At 30.5% G+C, this 17492-nt stretch carries 18 protein-coding genes; 17 read left to right on the top strand and 1 reads right to left on the bottom strand.

Annotation, left to right across the window (positions count from 1 at the left end; all coding sequences use genetic code 11):
* The first annotated feature begins 2 nt into the window (after positions 1–2).
* Genes CORN_RS07325 through CORN_RS07310 form a run of 4 tightly spaced genes read left to right on the top strand, consistent with a single transcriptional unit; the run spans position 3 to position 4426 of the window.
* Positions 3–2309 carry a hybrid sensor histidine kinase/response regulator gene (locus CORN_RS07325; RefSeq protein WP_066008224.1) on the top strand — a complete coding sequence of 769 codons (2307 nt, stop codon included), beginning with the start codon at positions 3–5 and terminating at the stop codon, positions 2307–2309.
* Positions 2310–2313: 4 nt separating this feature from the next.
* Positions 2314–2832, top strand: coding sequence for a chemotaxis protein CheW (locus tag CORN_RS07320; RefSeq protein ID WP_066008223.1), 519 nt, complete (start codon positions 2314–2316; stop codon positions 2830–2832).
* Positions 2832–3458 (top strand): phosphoserine phosphatase SerB, encoded by a 627-nt coding sequence (gene serB / locus CORN_RS07315; protein ID WP_066008325.1) that lies wholly within the window; start codon positions 2832–2834, stop codon positions 3456–3458. The genes CORN_RS07320 and serB overlap by 1 nt, the downstream gene beginning before the upstream one ends.
* The gene (locus tag CORN_RS07310) at positions 3455–4426 is read left to right on the top strand and encodes a transaldolase (RefSeq protein ID WP_066008222.1); all 972 of its coding nucleotides are present in this window, start codon (positions 3455–3457) and stop codon (positions 4424–4426) included. Before serB ends, CORN_RS07310 begins: the two co-directional genes overlap by 4 nt.
* A 26-nt stretch (positions 4427–4452) precedes the next feature.
* Here CORN_RS07310 and CORN_RS07305 read toward each other — a convergent pair whose 3' ends face one another.
* A complete protein-coding gene (locus CORN_RS07305; RefSeq protein ID WP_066008220.1) occupies positions 4453–4935 on the bottom strand; it encodes a glycine-rich domain-containing protein in 483 nt (160 codons plus the stop codon).
* Between the two features lie 116 nt (positions 4936–5051).
* Between CORN_RS07305 and CORN_RS07300 the strand changes: the two genes are divergently transcribed.
* The 13 genes from CORN_RS07300 to perR all read left to right on the top strand — a co-directional run bounded on the left by CORN_RS07300 (position 5052) and on the right by perR (position 17491).
* Positions 5052–5279 carry a helix-turn-helix domain-containing protein gene (locus CORN_RS07300; RefSeq protein WP_039627042.1) on the top strand — a complete coding sequence of 76 codons (228 nt, stop codon included), beginning with the start codon at positions 5052–5054 and terminating at the stop codon, positions 5277–5279.
* 66 nt (positions 5280–5345) lie between these two features.
* Positions 5346–5882 carry a 50S ribosomal protein L25/general stress protein Ctc gene (locus CORN_RS07295; RefSeq protein ID WP_066008219.1) on the top strand — a complete coding sequence of 179 codons (537 nt, stop codon included), beginning with the start codon at positions 5346–5348 and terminating at the stop codon, positions 5880–5882.
* Between the two features lies 1 nt (position 5883).
* A complete protein-coding gene (gene pth / locus CORN_RS07290; protein ID WP_066008218.1) occupies positions 5884–6423 on the top strand; it encodes an aminoacyl-tRNA hydrolase in 540 nt (179 codons plus the stop codon).
* A 3-nt stretch (positions 6424–6426) separates the two neighbouring features.
* The gene (locus CORN_RS07285; RefSeq protein ID WP_066008216.1) at positions 6427–7488 is read left to right on the top strand and encodes an LptF/LptG family permease; all 1062 of its coding nucleotides are present in this window, start codon (positions 6427–6429) and stop codon (positions 7486–7488) included.
* Between the two features lie 17 nt (positions 7489–7505).
* A complete protein-coding gene (gene lysA / locus CORN_RS07280) occupies positions 7506–8711 on the top strand; it encodes a diaminopimelate decarboxylase (RefSeq protein WP_066008213.1) in 1206 nt (401 codons plus the stop codon).
* A 1-nt stretch (position 8712) separates the two neighbouring features.
* Positions 8713–9474: an HAD-IIA family hydrolase gene (locus CORN_RS07275; protein ID WP_066008211.1), complete on the top strand. Its 762-nt coding sequence runs from the start codon at positions 8713–8715 to the stop codon at positions 9472–9474.
* Entirely contained in the window at positions 9471–10544 is a 1074-nt protein-coding gene (pheA, locus tag CORN_RS07270; RefSeq protein WP_066008209.1) for a prephenate dehydratase, read from the top strand. Before CORN_RS07275 ends, pheA begins: the two co-directional genes overlap by 4 nt.
* Positions 10534–11625 (top strand): histidinol-phosphate transaminase, encoded by a 1092-nt coding sequence (gene hisC / locus CORN_RS07265; RefSeq protein ID WP_066008207.1) that lies wholly within the window; start codon positions 10534–10536, stop codon positions 11623–11625. The genes pheA and hisC overlap by 11 nt, the downstream gene beginning before the upstream one ends.
* A gap of 14 nt (positions 11626–11639) precedes the next feature.
* On the top strand, positions 11640–13325 hold the full coding sequence (gene fliF / locus CORN_RS07260; protein ID WP_066008205.1) for a flagellar basal-body MS-ring/collar protein FliF: 1686 nt from the start codon (positions 11640–11642) through the stop codon (positions 13323–13325).
* Positions 13325–14353, top strand: coding sequence for a flagellar motor switch protein FliG (gene fliG / locus CORN_RS07255; RefSeq protein WP_039619192.1), 1029 nt, complete (start codon positions 13325–13327; stop codon positions 14351–14353). Before fliF ends, fliG begins: the two co-directional genes overlap by 1 nt.
* Before the next feature lie 4 nt (positions 14354–14357).
* Entirely contained in the window at positions 14358–15170 is an 813-nt protein-coding gene (fliH, locus tag CORN_RS07250; RefSeq protein WP_066008200.1) for a flagellar assembly protein FliH, read from the top strand.
* Entirely contained in the window at positions 15167–16996 is a 1830-nt protein-coding gene (gene dxs, locus CORN_RS07245) for a 1-deoxy-D-xylulose-5-phosphate synthase (protein ID WP_066008198.1), read from the top strand. The genes fliH and dxs overlap by 4 nt, the downstream gene beginning before the upstream one ends.
* A gap of 81 nt (positions 16997–17077) precedes the next feature.
* The gene (perR, locus tag CORN_RS07240) at positions 17078–17491 is read left to right on the top strand and encodes a peroxide-responsive transcriptional repressor PerR (protein ID WP_066008196.1); all 414 of its coding nucleotides are present in this window, start codon (positions 17078–17080) and stop codon (positions 17489–17491) included.
* Position 17492: the final 1 nt, after the last annotated feature.

Raw genomic sequence — 17492 nt, 5'->3', positions numbered from 1 at the left:
AAATGGAAGATATTCAAGAAATACTTGAGGATTTTTTAGTTGAAGCCTTTGAATTAGTCGAGCAAATAGATCATGATTTGGTTGAATTAGAAGCAAATCCTGAAGATTTAGAGTTGTTAAATAGGATTTTCCGCGTTGCACATACAGTTAAAGGTTCATCAAGTTTTTTAAATTTTGACGTTTTAACAAAACTTACTCATCATATGGAAGATGTTTTAAATAAAGCAAGACATAATGAGCTTAAAATTACTCCTGAGGTAATGGATGTAGTTTTAGAGTCTATTGATATGATGAAAACTTTATTAAATTCTATTAGAGATAATGGAAATGATACAGCAATAGGACTTGATATAGCTCCAATTTGTGCGAGACTAACTGCAATCTCAGAAGGTGAAAGTTTGGAAGCTACAACATCAACCATGGAAGAAGAATCTAAAGAAGAGATTAAAGAAGAACCAAAAGCCGAAGAACCAGAAGTTGATGTAAATAAGCTTAGTGATGATGAGGTTGAAGCTGAAATCGAAAGACTTTTAAAAGTAAGAAAAGCTGAAGATCAAGCAAGACGTGCAGAAAAGAAAAAAACACAAGAGGCCAATCCAACTCCGAGCAAACCAGCTGCTCAAGCACAAAATACAGCTACTGAGAAAAAAGTTCCTGCAGCAGGTGGTGGAAGTAGTGGTGCAAATATGGATCAAACAATCAGGGTTGAGGTTAAAAGACTTGATCATTTGATGAACTTAATTGGTGAGCTAGTGCTAGGCAAAAATCGCTTATTGAAAATTTATGATGATGTTGAAGAAAGATATGATGGGGAAAAATTCTTAGAGGAATTAAATCAAGTCGTATCTCAGCTTAGTATTGTTACTACAGATATTCAACTTGCGGTTATGAAAACAAGAATGCAACCTATTGCAAAAGTATTTAATAAATTCCCAAGAGTTGTGCGTGATTTAGGTCGTGAGCTTGGTAAACAAATGGAGCTTGAAATTTCAGGGGAAGAAACAGAACTTGATAAGTCTATTGTAGAGGAAATTGGCGATCCTATTATGCACATGATTAGAAATTCATGTGATCATGGTATAGAAGATCCAGCAACACGTGTGGCTAATGGTAAACCAGAAAAAGGAACAGTTAATCTTAAGGCATACAATGAGGGAAATCACATTGTAGTAGAGATTGCTGATGATGGTAAGGGTTTAGATGCTGATGTGTTAAAAGCAAAAGCTATGGAGAAAAATTTAATCACAGAACGCGAAGCTGATCAAATGAGCGATAAAGAAGCGTTTGCATTGATTTTTAAACCAGGTTTTTCAACTGCGAAGAAAATTACCAATGTTTCAGGTCGTGGTGTTGGAATGGATGTTGTTAAAACTAATATTGAAAAATTGAATGGCGTTATTGAGATTGATAGTGAGCTTGGAAAAGGCACTGTAATGAAGCTTAAAATTCCACTTACTTTAGCAATTATCCAATCATTACTTGTAGGTACACAAGAAGAATTTTATGCTATTCCGCTTGCATCAGTCCTTGAAACAGTTAGGGTTCCAATTGATGATATTTATACCATTGAAGGTAAAAATGTATTACGCTTAAGAGATGAAGTTTTATCTTTAGTAAGACTTTCAGATGTGTTTGGTGTAAAACAAGTGCTTGAAAACACTGATCAAACTTATGTAGTTGTTATTGGAGTAGCAGAAAGCAAGCTTGGTATTATAGTAGATACTTTGGTGGGTCAAGAAGAAATTGTTATCAAATCTATGGGTGAGTATTTGCAAAATATTCAAGGTATAGCAGGGGCAACTATTCGTGGTGATGGTAGAGTTACTTTAATTATTGATGTTGCTGCTATGATGGATATTGCGAAAGAAATTAAAGTAGATATTAAAGCACAAATAGAATCGCAATCTAAAAAAAGTTCAAAAGAAAAACCAAGTGATTATACGGTACTTATAGTGGATGATTCTAAAATGGATAGAAACATCATGCAAAAATCACTAGAGCCATTAGGTGTAAGTATTGTAGAAGCAACTAATGGTGTGGAAGCTTTAAATATGATAAAATCAGGCGAACATGACATTGATGCTGTATTAATTGATATTGAAATGCCAAGAATGGATGGTTATACTTTGGCAGGTGAAATTAGAAAATATTCCAAGTACAAAAACCTTCCACTTGTTGCAGTAACTTCAAGAACTAGTAAATCAGACCGTTTAAGAGGTGTGGAAGTAGGAATGACTGAGTATATTACTAAGCCTTACTCTCCAGAGTACTTAGAAAATGTAGTTAGAAAAAATTTAAAACTAGGATAAGAAGATGAATGATAAATTAAGCCAGGTTTTGCAAAAACAACAATCACAAATTGCAGAGCCGGATGTGGATAAAGAAGAGGATATTATTCAACTTGTTGGTTTTGTGGTAGGAGATGAGGAATATGCTATTCCAATTCTTAATATCCAAGAAATTATTAAACCTATAGAATACACTAGGGTGCCAAGTGTGCCTGATTATGTTTTAGGTGTATTTAATATGAGGGGTAATGTTATGCCTTTGATTGATCTTGCAAAAAGATTTAATCAAGGTAGTTCTAAAATGACTCCTCAAACAAGATATATTGTTTTAAAAGGTATGACAAATGGCAATCAAACTCCTGCGGGTAATGCTGGATTTGTGATAGATAGACTGACAGAGGCTATCAAAATTCACAGAAGCAGAATTGATCCGCCACCTGAAACCTTACTAAAAGAAAAAGGCATGATTTTTGGTATAGGTAAAAGAGAAGAAAACATTTTGACCATATTAAAAGCAGAAGCTTTGTTAAAGCGTGAGTTTTGATGATAAAACTTTGCGCATTTGATTTTGATTCTACTCTAATGGATGGTGAAACCATTGATATTTTAGCACAAGAATATGGCGTTGGTGATGCTGTTAAGGCAATCACCAACAAAGCAATGAATGGTGAGCTTGATTTTTTTGAAAGCTTAAGTGCTAGGGTAGCTTTGCTTGAAGGTATGTCTATTGATCAGGTAAAAAAATGTTGTGAAAATCTACCTTTGATGAATGGTGCAAAAGAATTATGCGAATATTTAAAAAGTAAAAATATAAAAATAATTGTTTTCAGTGGTGGGTTTCACGAAGGAATTGACTTAATACAAAATAAACTTCATTTTGACTTCGGTTTTGCCAACTTCTTACATAGCAAAAATAATGTATTAACAGGAAAAGTTGGTGGAGAGATTATGTTTAATAACTCAAAAGGCATTATATTACAAAGACTTAAGAAATTCTTAAACCTAAAAACAGAAGAGATAATGTGTGTAGGTGATGGAGCTAATGATATTTCTATGTTTAAAGAATGTGGATTAAAAATAGCTTTTTGCGCTAAAGAAATTTTAAAATCTCACGCGGATGTTTGTATAGATAAAAAAGATTTAAAAGAAATAATAAAGGTGATACAATGAAAAAATTTTCTCTATGGTGTGACTTTATAGAAAATGAATTTTTAGACCATAGTTTTTTGGATTTAATTTACTCAAAGACAATTAATGGTGCTACTTCAAATCCTGCTATTTTTAAAAATGCAATTTTAAATTCAAATATTTACAAAGAGAAAATTAAAAAATCAAATTTTAAAGATAAAAAAGCCTTGTATGAATATCTTGCAGTAGAAGACATAATCAAGGCTGCAGATAAATTAGCTATTAATTATTATGAAAATAATGATGGTTTTATTAGTATTGAAATTGATCCAAGATTAAAAGATAATACTAGTTTGTCTTTGGCTGAAGCAAAAAGATTATACACACAAATTGCAAAAGAAAATGTGATGATGAAAATTCCTGCTACAGAAGCTTCTTATGAAGTAATGCAAGAATTAATGAAAAATGGTATTAGCGTAAATGCTACTTTAATTTTTGATTTTGAACAAACTAAAAAATGCTTCGAGGCTTTAAATTTAGGTTTAAAAGAATTTAGAAAAAACAATATTGTAGGTAAAAAAGAACCGCAAGCTGTTATTAGTATTTTTGTAAGCCGTTTTGATAGATTATTAAATAATCAAGTTTTGGATAAAAATTATATAGGGATTCTTACCGCGACCAAGGCTTATAATTATATTATCAAACAAAATGAAGCAAATATTAGGGCTTTATTTGCTAGCACTGGTGTTAAGGGTGATGATTTAGAGAAAGATTATTATATTAAAGAATTGCTTTATGATAAAGCTATTAATACTGCACCATTAGATGCTATCAAAGCTTTTAAGGGTAAGCAAATTGTATTTAAAGAGCCTTTAAAAGATGAGTGTATAGAGAAAAAATTAAAAGCAAATATATCAAATGATGTTTTAAGTAAAGCTTGTAAAGAATTACTTGATGATGGTTTAGAACAATTTTGCATTGCTTATGAAGATATTTTGAAGTCTTTATGAGAGTAGTGGCTTAATCTCAGATGAGATTAAGCGCTAATACTTGCTAAAGTTGGTCTTTTTAGTGAAAAAACATTAGATGGAGATCTTCTACCGCAATTTGGACATCTAGCTATTGTTTTCCATAAATTTTCTTTTATATATTCTGAAGGTTTTCCAAATCTTTTTTCATATAAAATGCATGTTTCCTCCCAAGATTTATTAAGATTTTTGAAATCTTCCTCACCTCTCATTCCAAAATAAGGAAAGTGGTGCAAGAAATAACCAAAAATATTTTCGCAATCTTGAGCATATTTTAATGTATCTAAAATATGATAATGCCAAAATTTATCAACATCAGCTGGTGGTACTATTGAGGCATCTTTATTTTCTTGACATAAAAGAAGAAATTTTCTATATTCAATTTCAATAAATTTAGCATATTCTAAACTCCACCCTAATCCTTCGTTTTTGTCAATTATTTTTACTATGATTGGTTCTAAATCCAATTCTTTTAATAGTATTGTAGACATGTTATTCCTTTTATTTTTAATTATAGTTTAATAACACTTAGTGTTATCAACGATTGTAAAAAAATTATATAAAAACTAGACTTATAAATAAATAAAGTGTTATAAGGCTTGGTTATATGAAGCAAGATATATCTGATAAACATAGAGAAATAGGCAAAAGAGTTGCAAAAATAAGAAAAGAAAAAGGAATTTCTCAATTGGAATTATCATTGTTATTAGGACATAAAAGTGTTTCTATAGTTGCAAGTGCAGAAAGGCATTATAGAGGTGCTCACTTTAATTTAAATCATTTATTTCAAATGGCTGAGATTTTTGAAATAGATATCTGTGATTTTTTTAAATGAATTTATACTTTACTAAGCCATAAATTGGTATCATTAAATTTTTTATTTTAGAAAAAAGGGAAAAAGATGTTAGAAGGTATCGTTAGAGAGAGTATCGGTAGAAAAGCTGCTAAAGCTTTAAAAAGAGATGGTTATCTAATCGCAAATATCTATGGAAAAGGATTAGAAAATATCAATGCTGCTTTTAAAGTAAATGATTTTATAAAAGAAGTACGTAAAAAAACTACTTTAGCTTTTGATGTAAAAGTAGCAGATAAAGTATTAAATGTTGTAGTAGTTGACTATCAAAAAGATCCTGTAACTGCAGAATTAAAACATGTGGATTTAAAAGTAGCACAAAAAGGTGTTATTTCTAAATATATGGTTCCTGTTAAAATTGTAGGAACAGCTATGGGTCTTAAAAATAAAGGTGTTTTAATCCAGTCAAAAAGAAGATTAAAAGTAAAATGTGCAGCTGAAAACTTACCAAATTATTTTGAATTAGATGTGACTAAACTTGATGTTGGTGATGCACTTTTAATTCGTGATGTAGTTGTGCCTGAAGGTGTGACTATGGTTGATGCCGATAGAGTAGCTGTAGTTGGTGTAGAAAAAGCAAGATAAGATGACCTTAGTCGTAGGACTTGGTAATATAGGAGAAGAATACACTCAAACCCGCCACAATGTAGGGTTTATGTTGATTGACTTGCTTTTAAAAGATTTGCAAACGACTAAGCTTTCAAATGCTAAATTTAAAGGAGAGCTTTTTAAAAGCTCTTCTACTCTTTTTTTAAAACCTTCCACCTATATGAATTTATCCGGAGAAAGTGTAAAAGCTGTTAGTGAATATTACAAATGTGATAGAATTATTGTAATTCACGATGATATAGATTTAAGTCTAGGTGCTTTGAAATTTAAAATAGGCGGATCAAATGGTGGGCATAATGGACTTAAAAGTATAGATAGTCTTTGTGGTAATGCTTATGAGAGAGTGCGCATAGGAGTAGGAAGGGGAAAAGATGTAATATCTCATGTTTTGGGAAAATTTAAAAAAGAAGAACAAGAAAATTTGATCAAGGTTTTAGAATATAGTAAAAAAGCTTTGCTCGAGCTTTTGAATTCTGATATAGAAAAAATCTCTTCAAAATATTCTTTAAAAAGTTAAACGATGAGTATATTTTTTCGTTATATTTCATCTTTATATTTGAAATCTTTTTTTATTTTATTTTTTTCTTTAACTTTTTTCTTTGTGGCCATTGATTTTTTACTTAATTTTAATAGACTTCCAAAAAGTGCTAATTTGGAACTTTTGTATGTATTCTTCTTAACATGCTCAGCAGCTTCTTATATTCTACCTTTAGCTATAGTTCTTGCTTTGGTGTTATGTGTTTTTAATATGATAAGATCTAACGAATTTGTAAGTTTGTATGCTTTGGGTTTAAGTAAAAATCAAGTAATTTTTTATCCCTTTTTATGGGCTATGTTTTTTTGCTGTGTTTATGTAGGGCTAAATTTTAGCGCTTTTGCTTATGCAGATGAATATAAAAGTAATATTCTTAAGCGTGGTGTTGTAGATAGAGAAGGCGGAGAAATTTTGATTAAATATAATGATAAATTTATTTATATACAAAAAACAAGTTCTCAAACTTTATATAATGTAAAAATTTTTGATGTAAAAAATTTAGATATCCAAAGTGTAATTCATGCAAAAACTGCTAAATTTGATGGAGAATCTTGGAATTTAAATGATACTAAGATTACTAATATACCACAAAATTTAATAGTTTCTAAAGAGGGTTTAAATATAGAAGAATTTCAAAATATCAAAGGTTTGGAAGATTTTTCTCCAAAAATTTTAGAAAGAATTTCTTTAATAGAGAGTAATCCTTCTTATTCTATTTTAGATGCATTAGAAAGTATGGCAATTTTTGCAAAACAAAATGTTTCTACTAATACACTTAGAACAAGTTTGTATTCTTTAGTATTTACTCCTTTTTTTGCGCCTTTTTTAATGCTTATTGTATATTATTATTTTCCTTTAACAGCAAGATTTTTTAATCTTGCACTTTTAGCTTTTGTATTTTTCGTATGTATACTTTTGGTTTGGGGTTTATTGTTTTTGCTAACAAGATTAAGCGAAAATGCAATTTTACTACCAGAGCTTGGTATAATGCTACCAGTGTTTATATTAATGAGTATAGGAAGTTTTTATTATTTTAAACACAAATAACTACAAGAGAGGTTTTTATGGATTATTTAAAATTAGCAAAAGAATACAATACACCTTTTTATATTTATGATTTTGATAAAATCAAAGAGCGTTTTACAATGTTAAAAGATGCTTTTAAAGCAAGAAAATCACAAATTTTTTATGCAGTTAAAGCAAATTCTAATTTAAGTATCTTAAAGTTTTTAGCTTCTTTGGATAGTGGATTTGATTGCGTTAGTGCAGGTGAGATTTATAGAGCTTTAAAAGCAGGTGCTAAAAATTATAAAATTATTTTTAGTGGAGTAGGTAAGAGTGCTGATGAGTTAAAATATGCTTTAGAACAAAATATACTTTATATTAATTTAGAAAGTCAAGAAGAAATGCTTCTTTTGGAGCAAATTGCTAAAGAAAATCAAAAAGTTGCTCGTATAAGTATAAGAGTAAATCCAAATGTTGATGCTAAAACACATCCTTATATTTCTACAGGTTTGCATGAAAATAAATTTGGTGTAGATATAGAAAGTGCTAAAAAAATGTATCTTTATGCTAAAAATTCACAATTTTTAGAACCAGTTGGTGTGCATTTTCATATAGGTTCGCAAATTCTTGATATAAGTAGTATTCATGAAGCTTCAGTAATTGTCGCAAAATTAGTAAAAGAGCTTTTGGCTTTAAAAATTAATATTAATTTTTTTGACATAGGCGGGGGTTTAGGAGTTTGTTACAAAGATGAACAAGAACCAAATTTATATGATTATGCTCAAGGAATTTTAGCAAGTTTGCAGGGCCTTGATGTGTGTATAGGTATGGAGCCTGGTAGATTTCTAGTAGCAAATGCGGGTGAGTTTGTTACTAAAGTTTTATATGAAAAATTTAATGATAAAAAGCGTTTTGTGATTGTTGATGGAGCGATGAATGATTTATTGCGTCCAAGTTTGTATAATGCATATCATGAAATTAAACTTTTAAATAAAAATAGTGAAGAGAGTCTTTGTGACATTGTAGGGGGAATATGTGAGAGTGGAGATTTTTTAGCCAAAGATAGAAAGTTAGCTAAAACCAAAGCGGGAGATTTGGTTGTAGTTAAAAGTGCTGGAGCATATGGTTTTAGCATGAGTAGTAACTATAACTCACGCAATAAAGTTTGTGAGTTAGCTTGTGAAAATGGCAAGGTAAGAATGATTAGAAAAAGAGAAGATTATGAGGATCAAATCGCTTTAGAACTTGAATATTTAAAGGATTAAAATGTTGTTTTTAGATGTGCAAGGGACTTTAATTTCAGATTATGATAAAAGTCCTATTGATGGTGCTTTAGAACTTATTAGATCTTTGAATAAAGAAAAAATTCCTTATGTAATAATCACCAATAATACTAAAAAGTTAGATTTTTTAAATTATTTGCAAAATTTAGATTTTGAGATTAATGAAAAAGTTTATATTGATCCTTTTTGTGTTTTAAAAGATCATTTAAAACCTTGTAAAATAGCGGCTTTTGGAGCAAAAGAATTTCTAGATTCACTCCAAGAGTTAGGTTATGAACTTGATTATAAAAATCCAAAAGCTTTTTTGGTGGCAAGTTATGATGACTTTAAATTTCAAGATTTTGCCAGTATGATAGAGTATGTTAAAAATGATATACAAGCTATAGCAATGCATGAGAGTAGTATTTATAAAAAAAGTTCAAGGCTTTATCCGGGTGTTGGAAGTATTATGGCTATGCTTAAAAATGCATATGATTTTGATTATAAAGTGATAGGTAAACCTAGTAAAGCTTTTTATGAAAGTGCTTTAAATTTATTAAAACAGCAAGATATAAATGCAAATTTTGAAAAGACTTTGATTATTAGTGATGATTTTAAAGGAGATTTACTTGGTGCTTATGAGCTTGGTATGCAAACAGCTTTGGTTTTAAGTGGTAAAATTTCTAGCACTCAAGGTCTTGATATAACTAAACTTAATTTTATATATGATAGTATTAAAGATTACTACATTTCGAGGTTTAAATGAAAGAGATAGAAGAATTACGCAATAAAATCGATACTATCGATGATAAAATTTTGGCTTTACTGAATGACAGAATGTTTTATGTTAAAGATATAGGCATGATTAAGCAAAATTTAGGTGGGAGTATTTATAGGCCGGAACGAGAAAGAGCTATTATAAATAGACTTAAAAATTATAATCATGGTTTATTAGATCAAAATGCCATCGAAGCAATTTATCAAGAAATTTTTGCGGTATCAAGGAATTTAGAAATGCCTCAAAGTATAGCTTATTTAGGGCCTGAAGGAAGCTATACACATCAAGTAGCAAGAACACGTTTTGGTGCTATGAGTCGTTATATTCCGCTTGCAAATATAGAAGATGTTTTTAAAGAATTGTCTCACAAAGAAGCAAAGTATGGGGTGGTGCCTATAGAAAATAATACAGCAGGTGCAGTTGGTATTACGCTTGATTGTCTTGGAAAATATGAAGATGTAAAGATTTTTGCTGAAATTTATATGGATATACATCATTCTTTTGTAAGTATGAGTGAGAATTTGAAAGATATTAAGCGTATATATTCTCACCCTCAAGGCTATAATCAATGTAGAAATTTTTTAGAAAGCCATGATTTGAATAAGGTGGAATTTGTAGCAAGTAAATCTACAGCTCATGCAGCTTATCTTGCTTCACAAGATGTTACTTCAGCCGCGATTTGTTCTAAAATTGCAGCAAAGCTTTACAATGTTCCTATTTTATTTGAAACAATTGAAGATAATTTGGCAAATCGCACTAGATTTTTTATTTTGAGTGATATTAAAACACCGCAAATGCCCCATTGTAAAACTTCTATTTTAGCGCTAGCTGTACATAAGCCTGGTGGGCTTAGTGATTTATTGTATGAGTTTAAAAAAGAAGGAATTAATCTAACAAAACTTGAATCACGTCCCATAAAAACAAGAGAATTTGTACATAGTTTTTATATAGACTTTGAAGGGCATATTGATGATGAAAATGTTCAAAGAGTTTTAAAAAAAGCTGAGCACATAAAATGGCTTGGATCGTATTTATCAGGAGAAAGTAATGAAATTTAATCCTTTTTTAGAAGCTATTAAAACTTATGAAAGTGGCAAGGATATAGAATTAATCGCTAAAGAATATGGCTTAAAAGAAGTTATTAAACTAGCAAGTAATGAAAATCCTTATGGAACAAGCAAAAAGGCTAAAGAAGCTATTATAAATAATGCACATTTAGCTCATTTATATCCTGATGATACTATGAGTGAGTTAAAACAAGCTCTGGCACAAAAATATGATATTTTAAAAGAAAATCTCATCATAGGTAGTGGAAGTGATCAAATCATAGAATATGTAGTACATGCAAAACTTGATCATTCTAAAGCTTATTTGCAATGTGGAGTTAGTTTTGCTATGTATGAAATTTATGCAAAACAACTAGGAGTTAAGGTTTATAAAACCCCAAGTCTAACACATGATTTAAATGAGTTATATGAATTATATCAAAAGCATAAAAATGAAATAAAAGTAATCTTTTTATGTTTACCAAATAATCCTTTAGGTGAGTGCTTAGATGCAAGTGCAGTTTTTGAGTTTTTAGAGAAAATTGATAAAGATTGTTTGGTAGCTATTGATGGAGCTTATAATGAATTTGCTTCGTTTAAAGATAACAAAAAACATATCAATCCTAAAGAATTAATCTATAAATTTCAAAATGCAGTATATCTAGGAACCTTTTCTAAGCTTTATGGTTTGGGCGGTATGAGAGTGGGTTATGGTATAGCTTGCAAGGAAATTATTAATGCATTTTATAAATTACGAGCACCTTTTAATGTGACTAATTTGAGTTTAAAAGCTGCTGTTGCTGCACTAGATGATGATGAGTTTGTACAAAAAACCTTGGAAAATAATTTTTCACAAATGAAGCTTTATGAAGATTTTGCCAAAAACTATAAAATTCGATACATTCCAAGCTATACAAATTTTATTACCTATTTTTTCGATGAAAAAAATAGCACAGATTTATCTGAAAAACTGCTTAAAAACGGTATAATAATAAGAAATTTACAAAGTTATGGTTTAAATGCTGTGCGTATAAGTATAGGTACAGAGTATGAAAATTCAAGGTTTTTTGAAGAGTTTTCTAAAAATTTTTAGTTTGTAGGAAATAAATGGATTATAAAACTATACTGCACCAAGTAGGTCAACTTTATCAAAATTTAAGCTTAAGACAGCGTATTATCATTGCTGCTTCTATTGTTGTTGTAGTTGGATTTTTAGTATTTTTAACCCTTTTTAGAAGCGGTTCTACAGTAGCTAGTGAGGCTGGGTATTCAGTATTATTTGAAAATGCTAATACTAGTGATTCAGCGATGATAGTAACTCAACTTGAAAAAAGTGGAGTTCCTTATATTTTACGTAATGAAGGGACAATTTTAGTCCCTAATGAACAGGTGTATAAGCAACGTTTAGCAATTGCTTCTGCAGGATTGTTGCCAAAAGATAACAAAGTAGGTTTTGAGCTTTTTGATAAACAAGAATTTGGAGCCACAGAAGCTGAACAAAAGGTAAAATATCAAAGAGCATTAGAAGGTGAGCTTGCTAGAACGATTGAAAGTTTAGAGCCTATCCATAGTGCTACAGTGCATATTGCTTTTGCTAAAGATACGCTTTTTACGCAGCAACAAGTCCCACCAACTGCTTCAGTAGCTCTGACGATAAAAGAAGGTTTAAAGCTTAATAAAAAGCAAATTATGGGGATTAAAAATCTCATTGCCTCATCAGTGACAAAACTTACCCCTGAAAATGTAAAAATCATGGATCAAAAAGGTATTCCTTTAGATGATGAGGGTGCTTTTGAGAGTGATTTGATCGCTGCTCAAATTAAATACAAAAGAGATCAAGAATACGAATTAGAGCAAAAAATTGTTGCCTCTATTGCTCCATTTGCAGGCGGTTATGATAGAGTAGTAGCAAAGGTTAGTATTGATTATGATTTTTCTAAAGAAGAATCACAAAGTGAAGTATATGACCCAAACACAGTTGTACGTAGTGAGCAAACTTTAGAAGAACATAAGGAAGGCTATAAGGACAAAGAAATCCAAGGTGTACCAGGTGCTGTTTCAAATATAGGGCCTGTAGAAGGTTTGGACGATAAAGGTGCGCGTGAGGTTTATACTAAAAATCAAACTACAACTAATAATGAAATTTCTAAAAAAATTACTAATACTACTAAGCAATTTGCAACTGTTAAAAGAATTTCTGCAGCAGTTGTAGTAGATGGAAAATATAAAGTTATCACGGATGATCAAGGAAATATTACCAATGAATATGTTCCTTTGAATGATAGAGAAATTAAAGCTATTGAAAATCTTACTAAAGGTGCTATAGGGTTTAATCTTGCTAGAGGTGATGCGGTTGAAGTAAATAATTTAGAATTTCATAGAACAGCTAAAGTTGAAAATAAAGTACAAACTTTTTATTCAAGATTTGTTGAGCCATTTATTCCACCTGTTAAATATGTATTTGCAGCAATTTTACTTTTTATATTTTATAAAAAAGTTATTGTTCCATTTTCGCAAAAAATGCTTGCAGATATCAAGCTTGAAGAAGAAATGGAGGGTAAAGATGGACAAGTTATTGATGATGCTGAAGATGCTATTGAAAAATTCAATGCTGCACGTAAGAAAGTTGAAGAGCAACTTGGATTTGGGGATAGTTTTGATGAAGATGCATTGCAATACGATGTTTTACTTGAAAAATTAAGAGCGGTGGCTAATGAAAAAGGTGAAGAAGTAGCATTGTTATTGCAAAAACTTGTTGAAAATGAAGCCGAATTTGGTGAGAAGGATATCTAATGATAAAGCTTAGTGAAGAACAAAAAATGGTCTATGATGACCTTTCTATGCCAGAAAAGGTCGCGATATTTTTAATTCAACTTGGAGAAGATGTAACGACGGTTTTATTTTCTCATATGGATATTAATGTTATCACCGAAATTTCTCGCTACATTGCTTTAGCAAAAAATGTAGATAAACCAGTAGCTACTGCAGTACTTGAAGAATTTTATACTTTATTGCAATCAAATCAATACTTAAAAAGTGGTGGTTTGGAATATGCAAAAGAAATTTTATTTAGAACTTTTGGTCCTGAAATTGCCAATAAAATTTTGGAAAAACTTACCAAGAGTATGGAAAATAACCAAAATTTTGCTTACCTTTCTCAAATTAAACCACAACAGCTTGCAGATTTTATCATTAAAGAGCATCCTCAAACCATAGCTTTGATTTTAGCTCATATGGATACTACTCAAGCTGCTGAAACTTTGGAGTATTTTAGTGATGAATTAAGAGCTGAAGTTGTAATAAGAATGGCAAATCTTGGAGATATTTCTCCTTCAATCATCAAAAGAGTATCTGCTGTACTTGAAAGTAAACTTGAAAGTCTTACTTCTTATAAAGTTGAAGTGGGCGGTCCAAGAGCAGTTGCTGAAGTACTTAACCGCTTGGGTCAAAAAGCTTCCAAAACAACACTTTCTTATATCGAGCAAAGTGATGAGAAACTTGCTACAACTATTAAAGATTTAATGTTTACTTTTGATGATATTTCTCAACTTAGCACTAATGCGATTAGAGAGGTTTTAAAGGCTGCTGATAAGCGTGATTTGATGATAGGTTTAAAAGGTGCAAGCGAGGATTTAAAACAAAAATTTATGTCCAATATGTCTACACGTGCGGCTGAAGCTTTTGTCGAAGAAATGGGCTTTTTGGGTGCTGTGCGTGTAAAAGATGTAGAAGAAGCTCAAAGAAAAGTTGTAGAAGTAGTGCAAAAGCTTGCAGAACAAGGTCTTATCCAAGTGGGTGAGGCTGATGAGATGATAGAGTAAGAATATGGCTAAATTAACCAATGTGATTTCACCTGAAAATATTTCTGCCCATGTGGTTGAGGGTTATCATTTTAAAGTTATGAGTGAAATGTCTTCTAATGAAGAGCAAAAACATGAAGAAACTCAAATTATAAGTCAAATCTTACCTACTCAAAATGCCCAACAAGTAGTAGAAAACCAAACAATAGAAACTACTCCACAGGCCCCACAACCTCAAATTCAACCTGATTTTGTGGAAGATTTGCTTAAAAAAACTGATGAAATGTCAGGAAATATCATTAAGCTACAAATGCAAATAGAAAGTCAAGAAGCTGAATTTAATAATCGTTTAAATACAGAATTAGAACACGCAAAAGAAAAATTTACTAAAGAAGGTTATGAGCAAGCACAAAAGAATTTTGAAAGTGAGTTAGAAGCTTTAAAGGAAAAATACTTAAAAAGTGTAGAGAAACTTGAAGATACAGTGCAAACACTCAATGAGTTTTTATCTAAAAATGAAAAAGAATTAGCTGATACTGCTGTGATTATCGCAAAAGAAGTTATCGCAAAAGAACTTGAAGAAAATTCATCACTGATAGCATTAAATTTAGCAAAAGAACTTATGAATGAGCTTAAGAATGCTACTAAAATAGAATTAAAATTAAATCCTGATGATTTTGAATATGTAAAAACACATTTACAAGAACAAAGTAATATCAAATTTAGTCTTGATGATGCAATTAATAAAGGTAGTGTTTTGATATTAAGTGATGCAGGTAATATAGAATCAAACCTTAATAATCGTTTACAAAAAATCAAAAATATGGTTAATGAATGATAGATTTAAATAACTTAAATATTAAAAATATGCAAGTTAGAGAATTAGAGATTTTAGCTAATAATTTGCGTGAAGTTATCATAGATACAGTGAGTAAAAATGGTGGACATTTAAGTTCAAATTTAGGTGTTGTTGAGCTTAGTATAGGTATGCACTATGTTTTTGATGCACAAAAAGATCCTTTTATTTTTGATGTTTCACATCAATCTTACCCACATAAACTTTTAAGTGGCAAAATAGATAACTTTCACACCCTAAGACAATTTAAGGGATTAAGTGGATATACCAAACCTGATGAGGGAGATTATTTTGTAGCAGGACATTCAAGTACTTCTATATCTTTAGCAGTTGGAGCTTGTAAAGCTATAAGATTAAAAAAAGAAGATCGTTTACCTGTTGTGTTAATAGGCGATGGAGCGCTAAGTGCAGGTATGGTATATGAAGCCCTAAATGAACTTGGCGATAGGGAATATCCTTGTGTGATTATTTTAAATGATAATGAAATGAGTATTTCAAGGCCAATTGGGGCTATTTCAAAATATCTTTCTCAAGCAATGGCAACGCAGTTTTATCAAAAATTTAAAAAACGCATAGAAAATCTTTTAGAATACTTTCCTCAAGGTGCTTCTTATATGGCAAAGCGTTTTGAAGAAAGTTTAAGGCTTATTACCCCTGGACTTTTATTTGAAGAACTAGGGCTTGAATATATTGGACCTATTGATGGGCATAATTTAAATGAAGTTATTAATGCACTAAATCAAGCAAAAGCTATGAATAAACCTTGCGTTGTACATGCGCAAACTATCAAAGGCAAAGGTTATGCATTAGCTGAGGGAAAAAATGCTAAATGGCATGGGGTAGGTGCTTTTGATAGAAGTAGCGGGGAGAGTTTAAAAGCAAATGTAAGCAAAAAAAGTGCCACAGAAATTTTTTCAAATACACTTTTAAATTTAGCTCAAAAATATGAAAATATAGTGGGTGTAACTGCTGCTATGCCAAGTGGTACTGGAATAGATAAGCTAATGGAAAAATACCCTGAACGTTTTTGGGATGTAGCTATAGCAGAACAACATGCAGTTACTTCTATGGCAGCTATGGCCAAAGAGGGTTTTAAGCCTTTTATAGTAATTTATAGCACTTTTATGCAAAGAGCTTATGATCAAGTAATCCATGATTGTGCTATTATGAATTTAAATGTTGTTATTGCTATGGATAGAGCTGGAATTGTAGGAGAAGATGGAGAGACACATCAAGGTGTTTTTGATGTTAGTTTTTTAAGCGCCATACCAAATATTACTCTAGCAGCTCCAAGAGATGAAGCTATGATGGAAAAAATTATGGAATATGCTTATTTTCATCAAGGCGTTTTTGCTTTTCGTTATCCTAGGGGTAATTTTTTATTAGATGATGATTTTAATCCATGTGAAATAAAGCTTGCAAAAGCTCAGGTTTTATCTAAAGTGCAAAGCGATAAAGTGTTTTTAGGATTTGGACAAGGTGTAGCTAAAGCAAAGCTAGTTTTAAATAAACTTGGATCAGATTATGCGAGCTTAATAGATTTGATTTTTGTAAAGCCTTTAGATGAAGAACTTTTGAAAGAACTAGCAAAAGATACAAAAATGTGGTTTGTTTTTTCAGATAGTGTTAAGATAGGCGGAGTAGGAAGTTTGATTGCAAATTTTTTACAAAAAGAAAATCTTTATCATATAAAATTAGTAAGCTTTGAATTTGAAGATCAGTTTATCGCTCATGGTAAGATGAGTGAAGTTGAGCAATTTTTAAAGCTTGATGTTGATTCTTTATGTGAAAAGATTAAAATTTATTAAAAGATAAAAAATATCTTTTAATATAATTATTTTTTTATAAAAAAAGCGTTATACTATTAGAAAAATATTGGAGAATTTATTATGGAACTTATACAAATGCTTAAAAATTGTGATTTAAAAGCTACTCCACAAAGACTTTGCATTTTAAAAATTTTAAAACGCCATGAACACCCTAATATTGAATCTTTATATGAAAGTATTAAAGAAGAATATCCTTCTATTTCTTTAGCTACAGTGTATAAAAATTTAAATACTTTAAAAGAACAAGGTTTGGTAGTAGAAATCAATACTCTAAATCAGAAAACTTGTTATGATATTTATGAGCATCCTCACATTCATGTAATTTGTAGTAAATGCAATCATATAGAAGATGTATGTTATGAGGATAGTGGGCTTAATAAATACCAAGAAGAACTTGAGAAAAAAATCGGAAATATTATCGATTATCTTGGTGTATTTGCTTATGTAAATGGCTGTAAAGCTTGTAAAAAATAAA

Source organism: Campylobacter ornithocola (assembly GCF_013201605.1).
Classification (GTDB): domain Bacteria; phylum Campylobacterota; class Campylobacteria; order Campylobacterales; family Campylobacteraceae; genus Campylobacter_D; species Campylobacter_D ornithocola.
Note: the sequence above shows the minus strand (reverse complement) of the source record. Positions and strands in the feature narration are given on the sequence as shown.